Here is a 21,265-nt window from a genome sequence, read left to right as displayed (position 1 = left end):
TATAGTTATACAAATTGTGCTGATAGTATAACTACATGCTGCTTATTTGCGAAAAATGTTAAAGTGAATTTACATATTATGTGTTTGCCCACATGGCGCGTTTGCGAGAGGAGATTTGCATGACCACAGATGTTGCGATGGATCAGCCGGGAGAAGGCCGCCTAGCCCACGCCCCAAGTGACCACCCCCCTATTCCGCGAGCAAAAGTGGGGGTTGTGCTGGCGAACCTTGGAACACCGGATAATACCGACTACTGGTCAATGCGCCGCTATCTCAATGAGTTTCTTTCTGACAAACGTGTTGTTGATTATGCCAATTGGAAGTGGCAACCACTTTTGCAGTTAATTATTTTGACCAAGCGCCCGTTTTCTTCCGGCCAGGCCTATAAAAGCATTTGGAACACAGAAAAAGACGAAAGCCCGTTGTTGACCATTACCCGCGCGCAGACGGAAAAAATGACCGAACGCCTCAAAGCGCTTTACGGGGATGATGTCGAAGTTGATTTTTGTATGCGCTATGGCAACCCCTCGACAGAAAGTGTGCTGACGCGCATGAAAGAGAAGGGCTGCGAGCGTATTGTCTTTTTCCCTCTCTATCCGCAATACGGCTCGCCCACCACCGCCACGGCCAACGATCAGGCTTTTCGCACGCTGATGAAAATGAAGTGGCAACCTTATATTCGTACGGTGCCGGCTTATTATGAGCACCCTGCGTATACCCAGGCGCTGGCGAATTCGGTGCAGGAAGCGTACGACAGTCTAGAGGGACGGCCGAGTAAACTCGTGGCCAGTTACCATGGTGTGCCGGAGCGCTATTTGCTCGAAGGCGACCCTTACCACTGCCAGTGCCAAAAAACGACGCGTTTGTTACGTGAAAAACTCGGGTTTAGTAAAGAAGAGGTTGATACCGCGTTTCAATCACAGTTCGGACCCGAGAAATGGGTGGGGCCGCAAACAGTGAATCACGTTGCGGAGCTTGCTAAACAAGGCCATAAGCATATTGCGGTAATGTCGCCGGCGTTCTCTTCGGATTGTGTGGAAACCTTGGAAGAGATTCAGGAAGAAATTCATGACAGCTTTATGGAAGCCGGTGGGGAAACGTTTACCTACATTCCCTGCTTAAATGATCGTGATGATCATATAGACGCGTTGCTTCAGGTGGTGAATAACGAACTAAGTGGATGGCTGCCTCGGTCTTGAGGCGTTAGCCCTAGATCGTCATGTTAAGCGGCCGCTTTAGCGGCCGCGACTTTTTAGCAGTTGGCGTTTTCGTGACTTTACACCGCTCGGTCGTTTAGGACGTCCAGGTCGAGCGACGCGGTTCTGGCCTACGTCCTCATCCAGCAGTTCAGGCAGGGAGCCACGCGTGCTGGTGATAAAACGCAGATGCATATGCAATCCCGTCTTGGCCAACATATGCCCTGTTACTGGGGCGGTAATAAAAAGAAAAAGGGTGATAAGCAGTTCCTGCATATGAGGTTCGCGTTGATATAGCGTGAAGTACACCATCGAAGCAATTAATACGCACCCGATCCCCAAAGTTGTCCCTTTTGTGGGACCGTGAAGACGCATGAAGAAATCTTCGAATTGCAGCATCCCCAGCGAGCCGGTAAAAGCGAAGAGACCGCCTAGAACAAGTAACAACGATACGAGGGCTTCAGCAATAAACGGCAGACTCATGGCGCTCTCCTTATTCGATGATATCGCCGCGTAATAAATAGCGGCAGATGGCCATGGTGCTGATAAAGCCCAGCATGGCAATGAGAATAGCGGCTTCAAAGTAAGTCTTTGTATTGAGCCAAAGCCCGACAATGACAATCAAGGCAATCGCGTTGACGTACATTGTGTCAAGCGCCAGCAAGCGATCAGGAATGTCGGGTCCCTTCGCTAGACGGTAGACGTTTATCGCCATGGCGAGAACAATAAGCGTAAGGCTAATCCAAAGGGCGATGATCAGCATTCGAAAATCTCCTTTATGGGCCGCTCGTAACGTTCGTAGATATCTCGAATCAATGCTTGTTCGTCGCTCATGTCGAGTGCATGAATCAACAGCGATGATTTATCCAGGCTAATGTTGGTAGAGACAGTGCCGGGTGTCATGGTGATCGTATTGGCTAGCAGCGTGATCGCCAGGCGGTCTTGAACGTGTAATGGATACTCGATAAACCCTGGGTGCGGTGCGCGCTTTGGGCTCCAGATCAATAAGCTCACTTGTATATTCGCGACGACGATGTCGCCTAGTACTCGCAGCACAAAAAAGGCTAACTTGATGGGATGCTTAATGCGTGGAAGTGGCAGCCAAAAGCGTCGTGTAATCAGAGGAATGCCCAAGGCCAGTATGAGACCAAGCAAAATTTGTCCAAATGACAGACTGCTGACCATTAACAGCCAGGTGATGAGCAAAATCAGCGACAGTGCCGGCGCAGGTAAGTAACGTTCTATTTTCATCGTTTATCCCCTGTCACTGAGGCTGCCGTGTGTGCGAGTGCAGGTTGTTTCGCTGTTGCTATATCAGAACTAACGGCTTTCGAGTAGTTCGTAAGAGAAGACGTATCTATTAGTGGTGCTTTTGTTCGAGTTGCTTCTGTTCGAGATGTTTTTGCTAGAGGCTCTTTAGCTAGAGGCACTAAGGGAGGGAGCAGCGTTTCTGTAAATTGCTGTGGATTAAATAGCTGCTCGGCTGTCGCGTCGGTGTAATGGCTGACCGGGCTGGCAAGCAAAACCAGTAATGGTGCGCTAACCAACAGCCAAGTAGCCCCCGAGAGTTGCCGTCTGTTGGCGACTGGCCCGCTAGGCTCGCCTTTATAGCTTGCCCAAAAAAGGACGGAACCCGCTCGTGACAGCGCCACTAAGGCTGCGAGGCCGGCTAATAGCAGCAGTGGCCAAAGCATTAAGCGCTGGGTCTCATCAGCCGCTTGCATGAGCAGTAGCTTGCCAAGCGCACCGGCAAGCGGTGGAATGCCGGCGACGGCGACGGCGGCGATCATAAACATACCACCAAGCAACGTGGGCTGGCGCAGTTTGCGGGCCCGAACTAGGCGTGTGCCGGCTTTCCCGCGCTGCATGCCAACAAGCTCTGCCAAAAGAAATAGCGCGCCGGCAATCAAGGTGGTGTGAACGAGGTAGAAAATGAGGGCGCTGACGCTGGCAACGTGGCCCATACCGCTGGCACTCATGAGCGTGCCCACCGAGACCAGCACCAAATAGGCCACCAGTGTTCGCATATCGCGCGCGGCAAGTACGCCGATGCCGCCAAAAAGAATCGTGGCAAGACCGCCCCACCAAAGCCAAGCTTCGATAAAGACAAGCGCGGGGCTCTCGGCAAAAACCAATGTATTGACCCGCAAAATAGCGTAGAGGCCAACTTTGGTCATAATGGCGAATAGCGCCGCCACGGGGGCGGGTGCTGAGGCGTACGTCGATGGGAGCCAGAAGTAGAGGGGTAAAATCGCCGCTTTGAGACTGAAAACGACAATCAACAGCAGGGCGCCGGCACTTGCCAAGGCGCTTTTATCAGCGCTAAGCATGGCGATGCGTCGCCCCATGTCCGCCATGTTAAGCGTGCCGGTAGCGCCGTACAGCACGCCAAGAGCCACCAAAAACAGCGCCGAGCCAACCAGATTTAGCACCACGTAGTGTAGGCCAGCGCCAATGCGTGCTTTGCCACCGCCGTGCATCAATAACGCGTAGGAGGCGAGTAGCAATATTTCAAAAAAGACGAATAAATTGAACATATCGCCGGTGAGAAAGGCGCCGTTGAGCCCCATTAATTGAAGCTGGAAGATAGCGTGAAAGTTACTGCCTCGGGTATCGTCACCAGCGCTGGCAAAGAGCACGCAGCCAAACGCCAGTACGGCCGTTAGCGCCACCATCAAAGCGGATAAACGGTCGAGCACAAGCACGATGCCGTAAGGCGCTTGCCAGTTGCCTAGTGCGTAAGCGCTAATGTCACCGCTACCAGCACGATAAAGCAGTAGGGCGCCGAGAATAACGAGTGCACCTGTCGCGGCAATGCTTGCCAGCCGCTGAAATGAGGTAGACGTTTGCCCAGAGAGTAACAGCGCAAGCGCTGTCAGCATGGGGAGAAGAATGGGCAAAATAAGAAGATGTTGGCTCATTTACTTTGCTCTCCTTCATCGCCCTGTTTGCCATCGACATGATCGTTACCTAATTCGGCGCGTGCCCGAATGGCAAGGATCACGATAAAGGCGGTCATGGCAAACCCGATGACAATAGCAGTGAGCACCAGTGCCTGAGGCAGCGGGTCTGCTGGTGCTTCTGAGGCGCCAATGACGGCTGCCGCATTAGTATGCAGCCCTCCCATTGAGAACAAAAATAAGTTAACGGCATACGAGAGCAGCGTCAGGCCGACAATAACGGGAAACGTACGCCCACGTAACAGCAGATAAATACCGCTGGCACTGAGTACGCCAGTGACCAATGAGAAAAGGAGTTCCATTACTTCTTCCCCTCTGCAGGTGCGTTCTGCTGAGATGCTTTGAGCGTTGGACGATGGATTGTCGTGATGCTGCCTAGATTGACCAGAATCATTAATGTGGCACCCACAACGGCCAGGTAAACGCCGATATCGAATAAAAGCGCAGTCGCAAGCTCTGTCTTCCCTATCAGTGGGATATCAAAATAGCCGAAGGAAGACGTCAGGAAGGGGTAGCCGAATACCCAGCTACCAAGGCCTGTGGTGACCGCAATAAGAAGTCCTATTACCGCGACAACAGGATAGGAAATGGGCAGTCGATTGCTTGTCCACTCATAGCCGCGAGCCATGTATTGCAAGAGGAGCGCAACCGCGGTGATTAGCCCGGCGATAAAGCCACCGCCAGGTTCATTATGACCACGCAAGAAAATGTAAACGGAGACAAGGAGTGCCAGCGGTAGAATAAGCTGCGCGACGACTTCCAGAATCAGTGGATAGCGATGGCGCGACCAGCGAATCCCTTCAAGGTTGCCAGAGGGTTTAAATAACCGTAGGCGGTTAAGTAATTTGTAGGTGCCAAGCCCAGCAAGTGTCAGAACGGTGATTTCGCCAAGGGTGTCAAAACCGCGGAAATCCACCAGAATCACGTTAACCACGTTAGTGCCGCCGCCGCCAGGCACGCTTTGCTCCAAGAAGAAGTTCGCAATGCTCAGTGTCTCGCGCGTTAATACGGCGTAGTTAAGTGCCGCAATAATCAATCCAAAGGCCGTAGCCAAGATAATATCGCGCATGAGGCGTCGAGGTGATACCCAGCGGGGCGGACGCTGTGGCAAGAAAAATAGCGCCAGTATCAACAAAATCATTGAAGCGACCTCAACCGAAAGTTGGGTGAAGGCCAAGTCAGGTGCTGAAAAGCGAACAAAAGTCAGTGATACCATCAGCCCAACAACAGATAACATCAAAAGTGATACCAGCCGCCAGCGATGCGCTAATGCACTGCTTACCGCGCCAAAAATCATCACGATAGCACCTAAGATGGCCAAACCATCTACCGGCTGAAGGCCAGCGTCACCGGTGAGCAGTCCCAGTCGGCTTAACCCTAATGCCGTCATGCCAATGGCGCTGAGTAGAAGCAAGGCTTGATAGCGTTGTAGTGAACCGTTTTCCAGGCGTAACGTTACCCACAGAGCTGCTTTCACAATACGAATGGTAGCGCGCTCGAAAATCATCGTGGCATCTTTTGGGGTAAGTAATGAGGCGACAGCGCTCAAACGAGAGTGACGCCACAGCAGCAAAACGCCCAAGCCAATTGCGATTAAGCTCATCATCAGTGGGAGGTTGAGACCGTGCCACAGTGCAAAATGAAAGACGGGGGTGTGAAGTCCTTGTACCGCGAGGCTTGCACTGTTGATAAGAGGGGCGGCGAGCGTCATCGGGAATAACCCTACCAATAAACACAGCACGGCAAGGCCCATGCCAGGTAAGTACATGCCTTTAGGCGGGTCGTGAGCCTGGATACTGGTTTCTTCTTCATTTTCGCCTGTTGCACTTTCTTTTAGTGCATTGTCTTTTGGTGAGCGGGGGGCGAAGAAAACCCCGTAGATCAAGCGTAGCGAATAGGCGACAGAAAGAGAGGCGCCTATAAGCACCAGTAGGGGAATTACTACACTAAGGCCGCCGAAAAGTTGGGTTGTTACCGCTTCCGTTAGCAGCATTTCCTTGGAGAGAAAACCGTTGAAAGGGGGGATGCCGGCCATCGCAGCCCCTGCAAGAAGCGTTAGCGTGCCGGTAAGCGGCATCAAGGTCCATAACCCACCCAGGCGGCGAATGTCGCGGGTACCCGTCTCGTGATCAATAACCCCCGCACTCATGAACAGTGCGGCTTTAAAGAGCGCGTGGTTAAGAATATGAAAAAGGGCAGCCACGATAGCCAGTGGAGAGCCCAAGCCAAGCAAGAGTACGACTAAGCCTAGGTGGCTAACGGTCGAAAATGCCAAAATCCCTTTTAAGTCGCGCTGTAAAAGGGCAAACCAAGCACCGTAGACAAGCGTGGCCAGGCCTACCATCGTTAGGCTTATTGCCCACAGCGAAGTATCGCCAAGTGCTGGGTGTAAGCGTGCGAGCAAAAAGATACCGGCCTTCACCATGGTGGATGAATGCAGATACGCTGATACAGGCGTTGGCGCCGCCATTGCGTGGGGTAGCCAGAAATGAAATGGAAACTGGGCAGATTTGGTAAAAGCCCCGAGCAGTACCAGGGTGACGATCAATGGATAGTATGATGAGCCGCGTAGTTGGTCACCAGCAGCTAGCACGTCTTGCATGGCAAAACTGCCCACGATGTTGCCAATTAGCAAAATCCCCGCGAGTAATGCCAGACCTCCTGCACTGGTGACAGTGAGTGCCATGCGTGCGCCACGTCGCGCGTCACTGCGGTGGCTCCAGAAGCCGATCAAAAGAAAAGATAATAAGCTGGTCAGTTCCCAAAAAAGCCATAGCAACAAGAGGTTGTCTGCCATGACAATACCGATCATGGCGGTCATGAACAGCAACATAAAAGAAAAGAAACGGCTATCTTTCTCTTGCGGTGAGAGGTAATACCCCGCATAAAAAAGTATTAAACAGCCGATACCTAGAATTAACAACGCAAAGAGTAGCGTCAGTCCATCGAGCCTAAAGGCAAGGTCCAGGCCGAGTTGTGGCAACCAACCAACCTGCATGCTGATGACATCACCGCTAAACAAGGCGGAGGTGTGGGTTAAGACAATCAGCAGCGCGAGAAGGGGAAGCGCCATCGTGGCGAGGGTACTTCGTCTGCGGCCTAGCGTCTCAGTAAGCACAGGCACTAAAGTGCCCGCCAGGGTAAGTAGCGGTATCCATAGCAGAGACATTGCCAGCGTTCCACACTTTGGGGGTGGCAACCACCGTCGGCGTCAAGCGATCCGGACGTGTAGCCGCCACGCAAGGGCCAAAAAGACTTGTGAGTAATAGCGGCAAAGCAGCGTTGGGTACGCCTCTGGTAAGCTAAGGCCGGCTGTTGTAATTTTTGTGGATAAGGGCGAGTTGACACAGCCTTGCCAGCTATTCTTAAGCGATCTTATGCTACCTGTGTAATAGTTGGATAGGCGACTTATGCCTAACAAATACACGTTTTTGCATGCCATTTTTCAGCTCACTTATTGATGACGTCGGGTAGGCTCAGGAGACTTTGCTAAATGCAATTTGCCGTATTGTTTGGGTTTGTGTTGGCAGCGTCATCACCGCTGCTTAACCGCAGGTTTGCGGATCGCACCAGTTTAGTGTTGGCGCTTTTTCCAGCGCTTTTGGCGATCTGGTTGCTGTCGCACGCCCCCGCCGTGATCTCCGAGGGCGCTTTGTTGCTGGAATGGTCATGGGTGCCGTCGTTAGGTATCAGCTTAACGTTTATGCTCGACGGACTATCGCTGCTGTTTGGGCTGTTGATCTCCATTATTGGGGCTTGCGTGCTGGTTTACGCAGGAGAGTACTTGAAAGGCCACCCGGACTTAGCGCGTTTTCACCTCGCGTTAATGGCTTTCATGGCGTCGATGTTGGGGCTGGTGTTAGCCGATGGGCTGTTGACGCTTTTTGTTTTCTGGGAGTTGACCAGTATCACCTCCTACCTGCTGATCGGGTTTAATCACAGCGATATCGAGGCACGTAAGTCGGCGCGTCAAGGCCTTTTTGTCACGGTCGGGGGTGGGCTTGCACTGATGGCTGGGCTTGTGATGCTCGGTGTTGCCAGTGGTAGCTGGTCGTTGTACGAGATCCGCTCGCTGGAAGTGGATCTCCGCGAGCATGCACTGTATACGCCGATGTTGATTTGCCTGTTACTGGGTGCCTTTACTAAATCTGCGCAATTTCCGTTTCATTTCTGGTTGCCTAACGCAATGGCCGCGCCATCGCCTGTATCAGCGTATCTGCACTCGGCGACCATGGTGAAAGCCGGTATTTATTTGCTCGCGCGTTTGCAGTCAGAGCTTGGTGGTACGGAGCTATGGGTTAGTGTGTTGTCGGTCGTCGGGGCGCTCACCATGTTTACCGGTGCTTTCATGGCGATTCAGTATACCAATATCAAGAAGCTGCTGGCGTACTCCACCATCATGGCACTCGGTACGTTGACGATGCTATTAGGTATCGGCACGGAAGGCGCCATGATCGCTTTTGTTGCCTTTTTGCTCGCGCACTCGTTGTACAAAGGTGCCCTGTTTATGGTGGCGGGAATTCTCGATCACGAGACCGGCACCAAAGACGTGACCGCGATGGGCGGTTTGCGTCCCTTGATGCCCATCACGGCAGGGGTCGCTCTGCTTGCCGCTTTGTCTTTGGCTGGTGTGCCGCCGCTACTGGGGTTTATTGGCAAAGAGTTGATGTTTGAATCCGTGCTAGAGGCGAGCCGCTTTGGTTGGTTACTGATTTTGCTGGCGTTTGTCTCGGCATTTTTGACGATTGCGGTCGCGGCCGTCGTTGCATTGCGTCCGTTTTATGGCAAGCGCCACCAAACACCGCGTGTGCCTCATGAGGCGCCTCTGGGCATGCTGATAGGGCCAGGGCTTCTTGCCGGGCTTTCGCTAATAGTTGGCGTGATGCCCTCGCTTGTGACGGGGCTAGTCACCGCCACGGTGTCAGCGGTCGCGGGTGAGTCCGTCAATGCCTATTTATCCCTTTGGCACGGCGTGAATATACCGCTTGTGATGTCAGTGATTAGCTTGGGCTTGGGTTACTGGCTATTTAAACGCTGGGATCGGGTGCGTGCTAAGTTGCTCTTGATGGCGCCAATCACGCGTCACGGGCCGGAAGCAGGGTATGAAGCCATTATGAACGGTATTGTTGTCATCTCGGAGTGGCAGACACGCTTGCTACAAAATGGCTATATGCGCAACTACATCATGGTGATGTTGTTGACACTGATCTTGCTTATTGGGAATTCCATTTTAGTGCGTCACTCGCCGATTATCGCCTTCGATCTCGATGTGCGTTTCCATGAACTTGTCGTCGTGGGCACGATGGCGATGGGGGCACTATTTGCCACAATTTCACGTTCGCGGCTTGGCGCTGTGGTATCGGTTGGCATCATGGGGTTCTCCATTGCCCTCATTTTTATTCTGTTCAGCGCGCCCGATTTGGGAATCACACAGCTACTGGTTGAAACCCTAACCGTCATTTTGCTGGTGCTGGTGCTGTTCCGCTTGCCGCGTTTTTCTAATCTTTCCTCAAGTCTTGAGCGTATCCGTGATGGCATCGTGGCGGCAGTCATGGGGATTCTGGTATGTCTGCTGATCCTTACAGCGTCAAGTATTAATCAATTCGCCCCGGTATCAGGCTACATGGTGGAAAACAGCATCCCGCTGGCTCACGGACGCAATATCGTCAATGTCATCCTGGTGGACTACCGCGCGTTGGATACGTTGGGTGAAATGTTTGTGTTGGCGTTGGCTGCCATCGGCGTGATCGCCATGCTCAAGTTAAGGCATACAAACGAAAGCGAAACCAAGTCACAAGAAACACCCAAGGCGGCGACCAAGGAGCCTAACGATGGTTAAGTCAGGCACGATTATTCTCAATACGGCGGCACGCTTTTTGATGCCGCTGCAGTTGCTTTTCTCGGTGTTTTTGCTTTTGCGCGGGCATGACGAGCCAGGCGGTGGCTTTATCGCGGGTTTGGTAGCGGCTGGGGCATTCACGCTGTATCTCTTTGCTTTTGGTGTCAGTGCCACCAAAGAGGTACTGCGGATGGTAGATCCGCGCGATTTGATCGGTATTGGGCTGCTGTTGGGTATGCTCTCCGTGGTACCTGCTTGGTTTAATGGCGAGCCATTTTTGACAGCTCAGTGGTGGACGATCCCGGTCATCAACTACAAAGCTTCAACCGTGCTGATTTTTGATATCGGGGTGTATCTTTCGGTGCTCGGCGCCGTTACCGGCATGGTCATGACGCTGATGGAGGTGGATAAAGATGAGCCATAATCGCAAGCACAAGCTGAAAGGGGGTGCTGCATGGAGCCTGTAATGGCGGTTGTGATCGGCCTTTTATACGCCGCAGCGATTTTCATGATGTTAAGACGCTCAATAGTCAAACTGGTGATTGGTTTGATGCTGCTTTCAAACGCTGCCAACTTGTTGATTTTTACTACCGCCGGCATGACGCGTGGTGCGCCCCCCTTGATTCCAGAAGGGATGCTGGCACCTGCAGGGGAGGTGGCCGACCCGCTACCGCAGGCAGTGGTGTTAACCGCTATTGTGATTGCGTTTGGTGTGCTGGCGTTTGCCGTCGTACTGATTCGGCGTGCCTATGAAATCGTCAAGGCCGATGATTTGGATAAGATGAAGGATACTGATACGTGAGGCCAGAAGTCGCTCTTCCCGTCTTACTGCCCCTATTCTCCGGGGCGCTTTCGCTACTGTTCTGGCGTTCTCGGCCGATGCAGCGTTTCATCGCCGTTGCCGGCAATATCGCACTCTTGGTCGTGAGTTTGTGGCTTTTTATCGCCACTTTGAACGAAGGCTACTTGACCATCGAGATGGGCAGTTGGCCCCCGCCGTTTGGTATTGTGCTGGTGGCCGATCTTCTCAGTGCCGTGATGGTGTTGATGACCGGTATTGTGGGATTGGTCATGGGCGTGTATTCACTTGCCACGACAGGGCGTGGCCATGAGAAGTTTGGTTACTATCCGCTTATGCACCTGGTGTTGGCAGGTGTGGCTGGAGCCTTTCTCACTGGCGATATCTTTAATCTCTACGTGTGGTTTGAGGTCATGCTGGTGGCGTCATTTGCGCTTTTGATTTTGGGTGGCGAGCGTGCGCAAATGGAGGGTGCCATCAAATACGTCACCTTGAATTTGCTGGCATCGGTCATCTTTCTCACCGCCATCGGCCTGACCTACGGCATGGTGGGCACGCTCAACATGGCTGACATTGCGCTGCGCTTAAACGAAGCTGATCACCAAGGAATGGTGGAAGTGCTAGCCGTCATGTTCATGGTCGCCTTCGGCATTAAAGCGGCTGCGTTCCCGCTGTTTTTCTGGCTGCCAGCGTCGTATCACACACCGCCGGTGGCGGTCTCGGCCCTGTTTGCCGCGCTCTTGACCAAGGTTGGTGTGTACTCGATTTTTCGCACTTTCACGCTGATCTTTGATCAATCGATGGGCTATTTGCAGGACATCATGTTGTGGGGCGCTGCCTTCACTATGGTGACCGGCGTATTGGGGGCAGCTGCACAGTATGAATTCCGTCGGATTTTGTCGTTTCATATTGTCAGCCAGATTGGCTATATGATCCTAGGTCTGGCGATTTACACACCGCTGGCGATTGCCGGTGGAGTGTTCGCGATCATGCACAACATCGTGGTAAAGACCAACCTATTCCTGGTCAGCGGTATTACCTATCGCTTACAAGGTACTTATCAGCTTAAGAAAATGGGGGGTCTATATAAAGAACGTCCATGGCTTGCCATCGCTTTTTTCCTTTCGGCGTTTTCACTGGCAGGTATTCCGCCACTGTCAGGCTTTTTTGCCAAGTTCGTGATTGTGCGTGCCGGTATAGAAGCAGAAGCGTATGTGGTGACCGGTATTGCGTTGGCCGTAGGGCTTATGACGCTATACTCAATGGTCAAGATATGGAACGAGGTGTTTTGGAAAACGTTGCCAGAAGAGAATCTGGTGCCGCAAACACAAACCTCCCAAGGTGATGATGGCCGCTTGGTTAAACCCAGCCTTTGGCTGATGTACCTACCGGTGATCGTGCTGGCATTGGCGACGCTGCTAATTGGCATATTTGCGGAACCGATCATGCAGGTGATGAATGCTATCGGCGATCAGTTGTTGACGCCGCAAGGTTATATCGAGGCTGTTCTAGGAAAGGCCGCCAGTGCGGAAAGTGCCTTGATTGATGCGGTGAATGCCGAGGAGATAACGCCATGACCGGTGCTATTTGGAACCTATTGCTCGGGCTTGCGTGGGTGGTTCTCAGTGGTAACTTCACCGGGCTTAACCTGTTTGTTGGGTTGGTGTTTGGTTACGTGACACTGATACTGATAGAGCCGCAGCTAAAGGCCTTGAAAGGGTATCCGGCGCGCATCCCACGCATTATCCGCTTTATTGGCTTTTTTCTTAAGGAGCTTGTGCAGGCCAATTTGCGCGTGGGGTTCGATATTGTGACACCACCTTGGCACATGCAGCCGGGCGTTATTGCCTTACCGCTTGAAGCGCGTACGGAAATGGAAATTACGATGGTCGCCAACTTAATTTCACTGACCCCCGGTACATTAAGCCTGGATGTTTCCGACGACCGCAAGGTGCTCTACATTCACGCTATGTTTTTGGATGATGAAGAAGAGTTGCGGCGTAACCTAAAAGAGATGGAGCACCGAGCCTTGGAGCTTTTTCGCTAATGGATACGGTTATTTTGATAAGCCAAGTGATCATGAGCTTGGCACTGATACTTTCCTTTGTGCGCGTTGTGCGTGGGCCGAGTCTGCCTGATCGCGTGGTGGCACTGGAGCTTTTTTCGACCACGGTAGTTGGGCTAGTGGGGGTTTATGCTATTAAAACAAATGTTCCCATCTTTCTTGATGCGGCGATTGTGATCGCGCTGATGGGGTTTTTAGCCGCTATTGGCTTTGCGCGTTTTCTGGAGCGGGGTGGGCCCCGAGATGATTGATTTCCTTAAGGGGGCATTGGTGATCGCGGGGGCACTCTTTATGTTGTTGGCATCTTTGGGGTTGTTGCGCCTGCCAGATTTGTTGACGCGTATGCATGCTACCACCAAGGCGGCTACGCTTGGGGTGATTCTCATCATGCTGGCAGCAGCAATGCATTTTGCCGAACCTAGCATCATCGCACGTGCCTTTGCCATCATTGTGTTCATCTTGATGACCGCGCCGGTGGCAGCCCATGTGATTGGCCGCGCGGGCTATTTTGTCGGTTCAAAACTTTGGAGCGGTACGGTAAAAGATGAACTACGGCCCAACTATGACCCGCTTACGCATGAGTTGAAAAGTGGTATGGAAACGCAGGAAAATGCCAAACGCCAACCGCGTGAGACAGATCCTGATTGATAACCTGACCCCACTATCAAGCTTCAAGAAACGGGATGCGATCTGCATCCCGTTTCTTGTTTTAGTGTTTCGTCATGTTGTGTTTAAGTCGTCGCTTTCTCGATGGCCTGCTCTAGTGCGTCGACGCTGCGCTGAGTATGGTGCAGCTTATCAAGGCCGAAAAGCCCAACGCGGAAGGTGTGAAAATTATCGCCTTCGTCACACATCAGTGGCACGCCACCGGCCACTTGAACACCTGCTTGGGCGAGCTTGCCTACTAGTGCGTTATCGTCTGTATAGCAAACCACTACGCCGGGCGCTTGAAAGCCCTCAGCTGCCACGCTGACAAAACCATGGCGTTGGAGCATGGAACGCACCCTCTGGCCAATCGCTTTCTGCTCCTCTTTCACCTTGGCAAAGCCATAGTCGCGGGTTTCTTCCATGATGTCGCGAAGACGACGTAGTCCATCCGTGGGCATGGTGGCGTGGTAGGCGTGCCCGCCATTTTCGTAGGCCTGCATAATGCTGTGCCACTTACCTAAGTCGCAGGCGAAGCTATTACTTTGTGTGGTTTTTAGGCGCTCTGTGGCGCGCTCAGAGAGCATCACCATGGCGCAGCAGGGCGAGCCGCTCCAACCTTTTTGCGGCGCGCTCACGACCACATCGATATCCAACTCCTGCATATCCACCCACAAGGTACCGGCTGCGATGGCGTCCAGAACAAAAAGGCCACCTACGTCACGGGTGGCTTGAGCCACGGTACGAATATAGTCATCCGGTAACAACATGCCCGCAGAGGTTTCCACCTGTGGTGCGAACACGACGGCGGGTTTCTCAGCGCGAATGCGCTTGACCACCTCTTCAGCGGGTACCGGTTCAAAAGGGGATTGTGGGTTTTCCGCGTCAAGGCGACGAGCTTTTAATACTGTATGTTGCTCGGTTAGCTGGCCCATCTCGATGATTTGCGTCCAGCGATAGCTAAACCAACCGTTGCGGATCACCAGCGTTTTTTGCTCGACAGCAAATTGGCGCGCGACGGCTTCCATCCCAAAGGTACCGCTACCGGGCACAATCACCGCCGCGTGAGCGTTATACACCTCTTTCAGTGTCGCGGAGATATCTCGCATCACGCCTTGAAACTGCTGTGACATATGATTGAGCGAGCGGTCAGTATAAACAACGGAATATTCGAGTAAGCCGTCGGGATCGACGTTGGGTAGCAGGCCAGCCATGGCGTTCTCCTAATGGGTTGTTAAGCACGCTAAAAACGTGCTTTTATCATAAACAAAAAAACATGGTGTAAGAATACGAGTAGTAGAGCGCCAAGGCTAAAGCTAAAGCAGGAGAAATAGCTATCTGTGACGTGCTGGAAGGATGACGCCCCGAATCAACGCACAGAATGATTCGGGGTTGTATTTTTGGGAAGACAGTTTAGTGCGTGAGCATTTTGTATAATTCGTCTTTTAGCGCGAGACGCTCCTTCTTTTTCTCTTCAATCGTAGGATCAGAGACAGGTAAGTCTTCCTTTTCGAGACGTTCGATGTCCGTAGTGACCGTGTCGTAGCGTTCAAATTGTTTACGGAAATGCGCATCCTGAGTTTTCAATACATGTATCTGTTCTTTTAACTCGGGAAATTCGTGGGCTAGATCGTGGTGTTCGATATCCATGTTCATGCTCCTAATGTTGAGTTGGGTTTTTCTTGGATCACCGTAAATGATGAACCTGGTTGTTGAAGTAGGACAAAAGTAATAATGGGGGCATTAATCGTTAAAACAATCCATGTGTTATATGAATAATGAGAACCTAATAAGCCATCTTTGATCAGCGAAAGCGTACCGGCCGGGCAGACGCTATGCAATGTAATCTAGCGGCTTTTTACACTTAGCGCGGAGGGAAATTCTCAGGCCCAAAAGCATCGGGAAGCAGGGTGTCGATGGTGTAGGTTTTAAGCACTTTTCCCTGAGGGGAAAGCACGAAGATGCGCGTATTAAGGGTGGCAAATTCACGAATCCGCTGGCGGCAGTCGCCACACGGTGTGCATAAATGCTCGTTCGGCCCCATGACGTAGACGTTAGATAACTTACGTTGCCCAGCGGTCACCATGGCGGCAATGGCAGAAGCTTCCGCGCAGAGCCCTTTGTAGTGGGCCGCCTCTACGTTGCAGCCGGCAAACTGCTGGCCGTCAGTGCTCTCCATCACCGCTGCGACCGGGTGGTGGGAGTAGGGCGCATAGGCGTTGTGACGCGTGCGAATGAGTACCTGCACAACGGGCTCTGGTGCTTGGTTCATACGTTTCCTGTGACCGTCAAGCGCTGGCGGCATCGTCGCGCAAGACGGTATCCAGCGCGATGGTCACCATGTCGTTGAAGGTAGTTTGGCGATCATGGCTGGAGAGCGAATCGCCTTTCAGAATATGGTCGGAGACCGTGCAGATGGTGAGTGCCCGGGCGCCAAATTCCGCCGCCACCCCGTAAAGCCCTGCTGCCTCCATTTCCACCCCCACAATCCCGTAGCGTTTTAGCAGATCGGCCATCTCGGTTTGCGGGTTATAGAACAGGTCCGCCGAGAAAATATTGCCGACTTTTACCGGCACGTTTTGCGCATTGGCAGCGGCGACCGCGTGCTGGGTTAGATCGAAGTCGGCAATCGCGGCAAAGTCGTGGTCGTTAAAACGCATGCGGTTCACTTTGGAATCGGTGCAGGCGCCCATGCCAATGATCACGTCGCGCACGTTGACGTCATCGCGTACCGCCCCGCAGGAACCCACGCGAATGATCGATTTCACGCCGTAATCGGTAATGAGCTCTTTGGCATAAATAGAGACCGAAGGGATGCCCATGCCGTGGCCCATCACTGATATCTCACGGCCTTGATAGGTGCCGGTGTAGCCGGACATGCTGCGCACATCGTTTACTTGGCGCACGTTATCCAAGTAGGTCTCGGCGATGTACTGGGCGCGCAGTGGGTCACCGGGCATCAGTACGGTATCGGCGAAATCACCTCGGGCGGCGTTAATATGCGGCGTTGCCATTACAGTCCTCCTATGCGGCATTATCGTTTATACACGCGACTCACGCGGTGGATTAGGCGTCGCCTCGAAAGGTATCTTGCAGCAGTGTCTCGGCGGTAGCGGCCGCTTCACCTAGGGTGACGGCGGCACGCAGTTGGCCTGTGGCTTGCGCGGCGGCATCTTCGCTGCAGGCGTGAACAACGGCCAATGGGCGTTGATTGTCGACCCGCTCGCCCACTTCGGCAATCTCGCTAAACCCCACGCGGTGATCAATGCGAGCGTCGTTACGCAGGCGGCCACCGCCCAGCTCCACCACGCTCATGCCCACGGCACGGTTATCAATGCGCTGTATAATACCGCTTTGTTCGGGGTAAATCGCTTGAATCACCGGTGCGGTGGCTAAGTAGCTGTCTGAATGCTCCATAAAGTCGGCAGGGCCACCAAGCTCGCGCACCATGCGAGCGAACGCTTCGGCGGCGGCGCCGGACGTGAGCGTTTTTTCCAGCTTGGTCAGCGCTTCTTCACGGTTGGCAACAAGCTTGCCTGCCATCAGCATCTCAACGGCTAGCTCTCGGGTGATCTGCATCACGCGGCTATGGGGCCTTTCGCCGCGCAAAAGGGCCAGCGTCTCGTTGATCTCCACTGCGTTGCCCGCACAAGGGGCGAGCGGTTGGCTCATATCGGTGAGTAGCGCCGTGGTCGGCGTACCGGCCTGGGTCGCCACAGTGGCAATGCTCTTGGCAAGCTCGCGGGACTTTTCTGGCGTGGGCATAAAGGCGCCGCTACCGACTTTAACGTCCATCACCAGCGCGTCCAGCCCCGAGGCCAGTTTTTTGCCCAGAATTGAGGCAGTGATCAGCGGGATGGACTCTACCGTGGCGGTGACATCGCGCACGCCGTAAAGGCGCTTATCCGCCGGCGCCAAGTTGCCGGTTTGGCCGATAATCGCCACGCCAGTGGTTTTCACCACCTCGCCAAAGCGCGCCGGCGTCGGGTAGGGGTTGTAACCGGGAATCGACTCAAGCTTATCCAGCGTGCCGCCAGTATGGCCGAGGCCACGGCCTGAGATCATCGGCACGAACGCACCGCAGGCCGCGACCCACGGCCCCAGCACTAGTGAAACCAGATCGCCCACGCCCCCGGTGGAGTGCTTATCGATGATTGGGCCTGGCAGGTTCAATGCGTCCCACTGCATCACCTGGCCAGAATCCCGCGTGGCGGTGGTGAGTGCGACGATTTCTTCGTGGTTCATGCCGTTTAAAAACACCGCCATGCTGAACGCGCCAATTTGCGCGTCGCTGATGCGGTCGTCGGCAATGCCTTGGACAAACGCTTGGATCTCGCGCGCCGGTAGTGACACACCGTCGCGCTTAAGGCGGATCAGCTCTTGGGGCAGAAGTGTCGCTGTCATGCGTCGTCTACGGGGCGGTTGAGGCGTTAGCGCTTAATGTCGCCAATATATCCGTTAACAGGGCTGAGGCGCCAAAACGAAAGTGCTTAGGCGTTACCCATTGAGCCCCCATGATGTCGCTGGCAAGCGCAAGGTAGGCAGCGGCCTCTTCAACCGTTTTGATTCCGCCGGCGGCTTTAAAGCCAACGTCTTTCCCGCTTTCTTTGATTGTCTTAAGGATAATCTCAGCGGCTTCAAGCGTCGCGTTGACCTCGACCTTGCCCGTGGAAGTCTTGATGAAGTCAGCGCCGCCTTCAATGGCAATTTCGCTGGCGCGCTTGATCAAGGCTGGCTCTTTGAGTTCGCCGGACTCGATGATGATCTTAAGTAGCGCCTGACCACCGCACGCCGCATGGCACATTTCCACGAGCTCAAGGCCCGTTTCTTCGTCGCCCGCCATAAGCGTGCGGTAGGGAAACACGACATCGACTTCATCGGCCCCTGAGGCAACGGCTTCGCGGGTGGCGCGGGCGGCGGCCATGATGTCATCGCCGCCGTCGGGGAAGTTGGTGACGCTGGCGATTTTGACCTCACCGCTAAGTTTATGGGCGGTCAAGGCGCGGCGTGCCGTGACGATAAACTGTGGGTAGACACACACCGCCGCCGGATGGCCCAAGGGCGTCTTTACCTGCTGGCACAGCGACTCAATGGTGGCGTCGGTATCGTCAGCGTTAAGGCTGGTTAACTCCGTCAGCAAAAGCGCCTGGCGCGCGGCTTGGGTGAGGTTAATCGAAGCAGTCATGGGCATCCCTTGGGGTTAAAAAGGCAATATGGAATCGCGAAGTGGCATTGTAATGAGTGTACTAAGCACGTGGCAAAAACGCTTAACCGCTTTGCTGCGCCGACTGAATCGCGGTGAGCGCGATGGTATAAACGATGTCATCCACCAGTGCGCCACGGGACAAGTCGTTCACCGGCTTGTTCAAGCCTTGCAGCATGGGGCCGACGCTAACCACTCGTGCGCTACGCTGCACCGCTTTGTAGGTGGTGTTGCCGGTGTTGAGGTCGGGGAATACAAACACCGTGGCGCGACCTGCCACCGGCGAATCCGGGGCTTTTTGTTTGCCCACGCTTTCATTGGCGGCGGCGTCATATTGCAGCGGGCCGTCAATGGCCAGATGTGGCGCGCGCTCTTTGGCGATGCGAGTGGCTTCGCGCACTTTCTCGACATCTGCCCCGCTGCCGGAATCGCCGGTGGAGTAGCTGATCATCGCCACCCGCGGCTCAATGCCAAACGCTTCGGCTGAGTGCGCGCTTTGCAACGCGATTTCGGCCAGTGTCTCCGCGTCCGGGTCGGGGTTGACCGCACAGTCGCCGTAAACCACAACTTGTTCGGGCAACAGCATGAAAAAGATCGACGACACCTGGTTGTATTCGGGCGCGGTCTTGATCAGCTGAAACGCCGGGCGCACGGTATTGGCGGTAGTGTGAACGGCGCCGGATACCAGGCCATCTACCTCGCCAAGTTGTAGCATCATGGTTCCTAGCACCACATTGTCGTGTAGCTGAGCATCGGCGGTAATGTCGTTGAGCTTACCACGGCGCAGCGACACCATTGGTTCGATGTATTGAGCGCGGGAGCTTTCCGGGTCGATGATGCTGAGCTCATCCGGCAGCGTGAAGCCACGATGCCGTGCGACGTTTTCGATTTCTTCCCGATTCCCTAACAGCACGCAGTTCGCAATGCCACGACGCTGGCAGATAATCGCTGCCTCGATGGTGCGCGGCTCGTTGCCTTCCGGCAGCACAATGCGTTTGTTCGCCTGCTGCGCGAGTTTGACCAACTGATGGCGAAATGCAGAGGGTGACAGTCGCTTGGTGAAGCCGCGATCAAGGTGGTCTTTAAGGCTATCTTTTAGCCAGTCTAAATCGATATGGGCGGCGACAAATTGGGCCACACGCTCGGCGCGCTCAAAATCATCGACGGGGATTTCCGCGCTGATTCGGCTGAGGTTGGTGGCCGTGGTCAAGCTATTGGTGTCGACGGAAAGCACCGGTAAACCCGTGCGCAGAGCCGGGCGGCACATTTCAATCATATCGTCATTAGGGGTAAAACCATTGGATAGCAGTACACCGGCTAAGCGTGTGCCGTTCATGGTAGCGAGTGCCGCGGCCAGCACGACGTCATCACGGTCGCCGGACGTCACAACGAGGCTTCCTGGGGTGAAGATATGCAGTGCATTGGCCGCGCTGCGGGCGCATAGGCTGGTGTTAAGCACGCGACGCTGAGTCGCTTCACCCTCGTTGAGTAGCGTTGCGTCTAAAGCGCGGGCTACATCTAACGTACGCGGCGCGCTTAGCGCTTTGCTGTAGGGCACCACCCCGATCAAATGGAAATGCTCGGTGGCAAGCGCTGGCGAGTGGCGACGCAGCTCCGTGAGAACGGGTTCTTCAAGCTGCGGCTTAATCGCGCCTGGAGTGGCCGTCAGATCATCTAAGTGGCCATCATCTTGTGCGTAGGGCAGGTTGCGCATGCGCATGAGAATGCAACCCAAGGTACGCGACGAACTAATACCGCCAAAGCTTCGAGCGTGCATATCCAGCTCTTCTGCGAGCTGCTGCGGTGCTTCGAGATCGCCGGTCCCCACCAAGATAATACGCGCATTAAGGGCGTGAGCCAGTTGGGTGTTGGTTTGGGTGGCGTAGGTGGTGTGCGTGGTTGGCACGACGCCTTCCACCACGACCAAATCGAGCGCGGTGTTATCACGCTTGGCCTGCTGGGTGACTTGATCGTAGAGCTCGATGACGCTTTCCATCAAATCATCGGTTTGGTCATCGCGCAGCAAGCGCTCTAAGCGGGCTTGGGATATTGGCGAGGGCGGACGCTGGTGCAGCGTGCGTGAAACCAGCGCGGTCGAGCGGTCAAGTCCTGGGCCGTTGAGCTCATCTTGCATAAACGGCTTTAAAAATCCCGCCTTTAAGCCGATGGTGTCGAGCGCTTGAATTAGCCCTAGACAGGCGGAGGTTAAGCCTGCCCCTTCGCTAGTAGGGACCAACAGAATCGTTTGGGGCTCACTGTGCGTATTCATGCATGGCACTCTCAGTATAAAGTTCGACCTTAGATTAACATGCTGCAGCGCAGAACAGCAGGGTCCGCCCGATGTCGTTTGCGCACCTGAATGGTGCAAAATAATAGGAATGGCGCTCGCTTTACGCGCATCCGTGATAATACGTCGCTTGCCCGTGTGACCTTGCGCTTATCTCACCGTTGACATCGTGGTGGTTGGCACGAACTATGCAGTCTCGAGCTATACAGTTATGGACTATGCAATCTCGAACTTTTCGATCTCGATCTTTGTAATAAAAGATAAAAGCAAT

Annotated in this window: 21 protein-coding genes; 8 read left to right on the top strand and 13 right to left on the bottom strand. The window is 53.9% G+C overall.

All coding sequences use genetic code 11. The features are described from left to right. The first annotated feature begins 119 nt into the window (after positions 1–119). Positions 120–1,199 (top strand): ferrochelatase, encoded by a 1,080-nt coding sequence (gene hemH, locus QC823_RS03225; protein ID WP_309654918.1) that lies wholly within the window; start codon positions 120–122, stop codon positions 1,197–1,199. 36 nt (positions 1,200–1,235) lie between these two features. Here the strand turns inward: hemH and QC823_RS03220 are convergent, their stop codons facing one another. The 6 genes from QC823_RS03220 to QC823_RS03195 are packed head-to-tail and all read right to left on the bottom strand — an operon-like array spanning position 1,236 to position 7,325. Then, positions 1,236–1,679, bottom strand: a complete 444-nt coding sequence (locus QC823_RS03220; protein WP_309654917.1) for a Na+/H+ antiporter subunit G — start codon at positions 1,677–1,679, stop codon at positions 1,236–1,238. 10 nt (positions 1,680–1,689) lie between these two features. Next, the gene (locus QC823_RS03215; RefSeq protein WP_309654916.1) at positions 1,690–1,959 is read right to left on the bottom strand and encodes a K+/H+ antiporter subunit F; all 270 of its coding nucleotides are present in this window, start codon (positions 1,957–1,959) and stop codon (positions 1,690–1,692) included. Then, positions 1,953–2,447: a Na+/H+ antiporter subunit E gene (locus QC823_RS03210; RefSeq protein WP_309654915.1), complete on the bottom strand. Its 495-nt coding sequence runs from the start codon at positions 2,445–2,447 to the stop codon at positions 1,953–1,955. The genes QC823_RS03215 and QC823_RS03210 overlap by 7 nt, the downstream gene beginning before the upstream one ends. Continuing rightward, positions 2,444–4,117, bottom strand: coding sequence for a monovalent cation/H+ antiporter subunit D (locus tag QC823_RS03205; protein WP_309654914.1), 1,674 nt, complete (start codon positions 4,115–4,117; stop codon positions 2,444–2,446). The genes QC823_RS03210 and QC823_RS03205 overlap by 4 nt, the downstream gene beginning before the upstream one ends. Further along, positions 4,114–4,458: a Na+/H+ antiporter subunit C gene (locus QC823_RS03200; protein ID WP_309654913.1), complete on the bottom strand. Its 345-nt coding sequence runs from the start codon at positions 4,456–4,458 to the stop codon at positions 4,114–4,116. Before QC823_RS03200 ends, QC823_RS03205 begins: the two co-directional genes overlap by 4 nt. Beyond that, a complete protein-coding gene (locus QC823_RS03195) occupies positions 4,458–7,325 on the bottom strand; it encodes a monovalent cation/H+ antiporter subunit A (RefSeq protein WP_309654912.1) in 2,868 nt (955 codons plus the stop codon). The genes QC823_RS03200 and QC823_RS03195 overlap by 1 nt, the downstream gene beginning before the upstream one ends. Before the next feature lie 324 nt (positions 7,326–7,649). Between QC823_RS03195 and QC823_RS03190 the strand changes: the two genes are divergently transcribed. The 7 genes from QC823_RS03190 to mnhG are packed head-to-tail and all read left to right on the top strand — an operon-like array spanning position 7,650 to position 13,507. Next, positions 7,650–9,995, top strand: a complete 2,346-nt coding sequence (locus QC823_RS03190; RefSeq protein ID WP_309654911.1) for a putative monovalent cation/H+ antiporter subunit A — start codon at positions 7,650–7,652, stop codon at positions 9,993–9,995. Next, on the top strand, positions 9,988–10,419 hold the full coding sequence (locus QC823_RS03185) for a Na+/H+ antiporter subunit B (protein WP_309654910.1): 432 nt from the start codon (positions 9,988–9,990) through the stop codon (positions 10,417–10,419). Before QC823_RS03190 ends, QC823_RS03185 begins: the two co-directional genes overlap by 8 nt. A 30-nt stretch (positions 10,420–10,449) precedes the next feature. Next, complete coding sequence (locus QC823_RS03180; RefSeq protein WP_309654909.1) at positions 10,450–10,797, top strand: Na+/H+ antiporter subunit C; 348 nt, start codon at positions 10,450–10,452, stop codon at positions 10,795–10,797. Beyond that, a complete protein-coding gene (locus tag QC823_RS03175) occupies positions 10,794–12,371 on the top strand; it encodes a Na+/H+ antiporter subunit D (protein WP_309654908.1) in 1,578 nt (525 codons plus the stop codon). Before QC823_RS03180 ends, QC823_RS03175 begins: the two co-directional genes overlap by 4 nt. After that, positions 12,368–12,841, top strand: a complete 474-nt coding sequence (locus QC823_RS03170) for a Na+/H+ antiporter subunit E (protein ID WP_309654907.1) — start codon at positions 12,368–12,370, stop codon at positions 12,839–12,841. Before QC823_RS03175 ends, QC823_RS03170 begins: the two co-directional genes overlap by 4 nt. Beyond that, a complete protein-coding gene (locus tag QC823_RS03165; RefSeq protein WP_309654906.1) occupies positions 12,841–13,110 on the top strand; it encodes an MrpF/PhaF family protein in 270 nt (89 codons plus the stop codon). Before QC823_RS03170 ends, QC823_RS03165 begins: the two co-directional genes overlap by 1 nt. Further along, entirely contained in the window at positions 13,103–13,507 is a 405-nt protein-coding gene (gene mnhG / locus QC823_RS03160; RefSeq protein ID WP_309654905.1) for a monovalent cation/H(+) antiporter subunit G, read from the top strand. Before QC823_RS03165 ends, mnhG begins: the two co-directional genes overlap by 8 nt. A gap of 83 nt (positions 13,508–13,590) precedes the next feature. Here the strand turns inward: mnhG and QC823_RS03155 are convergent, their stop codons facing one another. From QC823_RS03155 to pta, 7 genes are all read right to left on the bottom strand, one after another. After that, positions 13,591–14,718, bottom strand: a complete 1,128-nt coding sequence (locus QC823_RS03155) for an aminotransferase class V-fold PLP-dependent enzyme (RefSeq protein ID WP_309654904.1) — start codon at positions 14,716–14,718, stop codon at positions 13,591–13,593. Between the two features lie 199 nt (positions 14,719–14,917). Next, complete coding sequence (locus QC823_RS03150) at positions 14,918–15,154, bottom strand: HP1242/YdcH family protein (RefSeq protein ID WP_309654903.1); 237 nt, start codon at positions 15,152–15,154, stop codon at positions 14,918–14,920. Positions 15,155–15,368: 214 nt separating this feature from the next. Beyond that, on the bottom strand, positions 15,369–15,776 hold the full coding sequence (cdd, locus tag QC823_RS03145; RefSeq protein WP_309654902.1) for a cytidine deaminase: 408 nt from the start codon (positions 15,774–15,776) through the stop codon (positions 15,369–15,371). 16 nt (positions 15,777–15,792) lie between these two features. Beyond that, on the bottom strand, positions 15,793–16,518 hold the full coding sequence (gene deoD / locus QC823_RS03140) for a purine-nucleoside phosphorylase (protein WP_309654901.1): 726 nt from the start codon (positions 16,516–16,518) through the stop codon (positions 15,793–15,795). A gap of 52 nt (positions 16,519–16,570) precedes the next feature. After that, positions 16,571–17,908, bottom strand: a complete 1,338-nt coding sequence (gene deoA / locus QC823_RS03135; protein ID WP_309654900.1) for a thymidine phosphorylase — start codon at positions 17,906–17,908, stop codon at positions 16,571–16,573. 7 nt (positions 17,909–17,915) lie between these two features. Further along, positions 17,916–18,695, bottom strand: a complete 780-nt coding sequence (deoC, locus tag QC823_RS03130) for a deoxyribose-phosphate aldolase (protein WP_309654899.1) — start codon at positions 18,693–18,695, stop codon at positions 17,916–17,918. A gap of 76 nt (positions 18,696–18,771) precedes the next feature. Next, positions 18,772–20,976 (bottom strand): phosphate acetyltransferase, encoded by a 2,205-nt coding sequence (gene pta, locus QC823_RS03125; RefSeq protein WP_309654898.1) that lies wholly within the window; start codon positions 20,974–20,976, stop codon positions 18,772–18,774. Positions 20,977–21,265 lie beyond the last annotated feature (289 nt).

The sequence above is a fragment of the Vreelandella vilamensis genome, assembly GCF_031451755.1.
Classification (GTDB): Bacteria; Pseudomonadota; Gammaproteobacteria; order Pseudomonadales; family Halomonadaceae; genus Vreelandella; species Vreelandella vilamensis.
The sequence above is the reverse complement of the archived record's forward strand: the minus strand, read 5'-3'. Positions and strand labels throughout refer to the sequence as shown.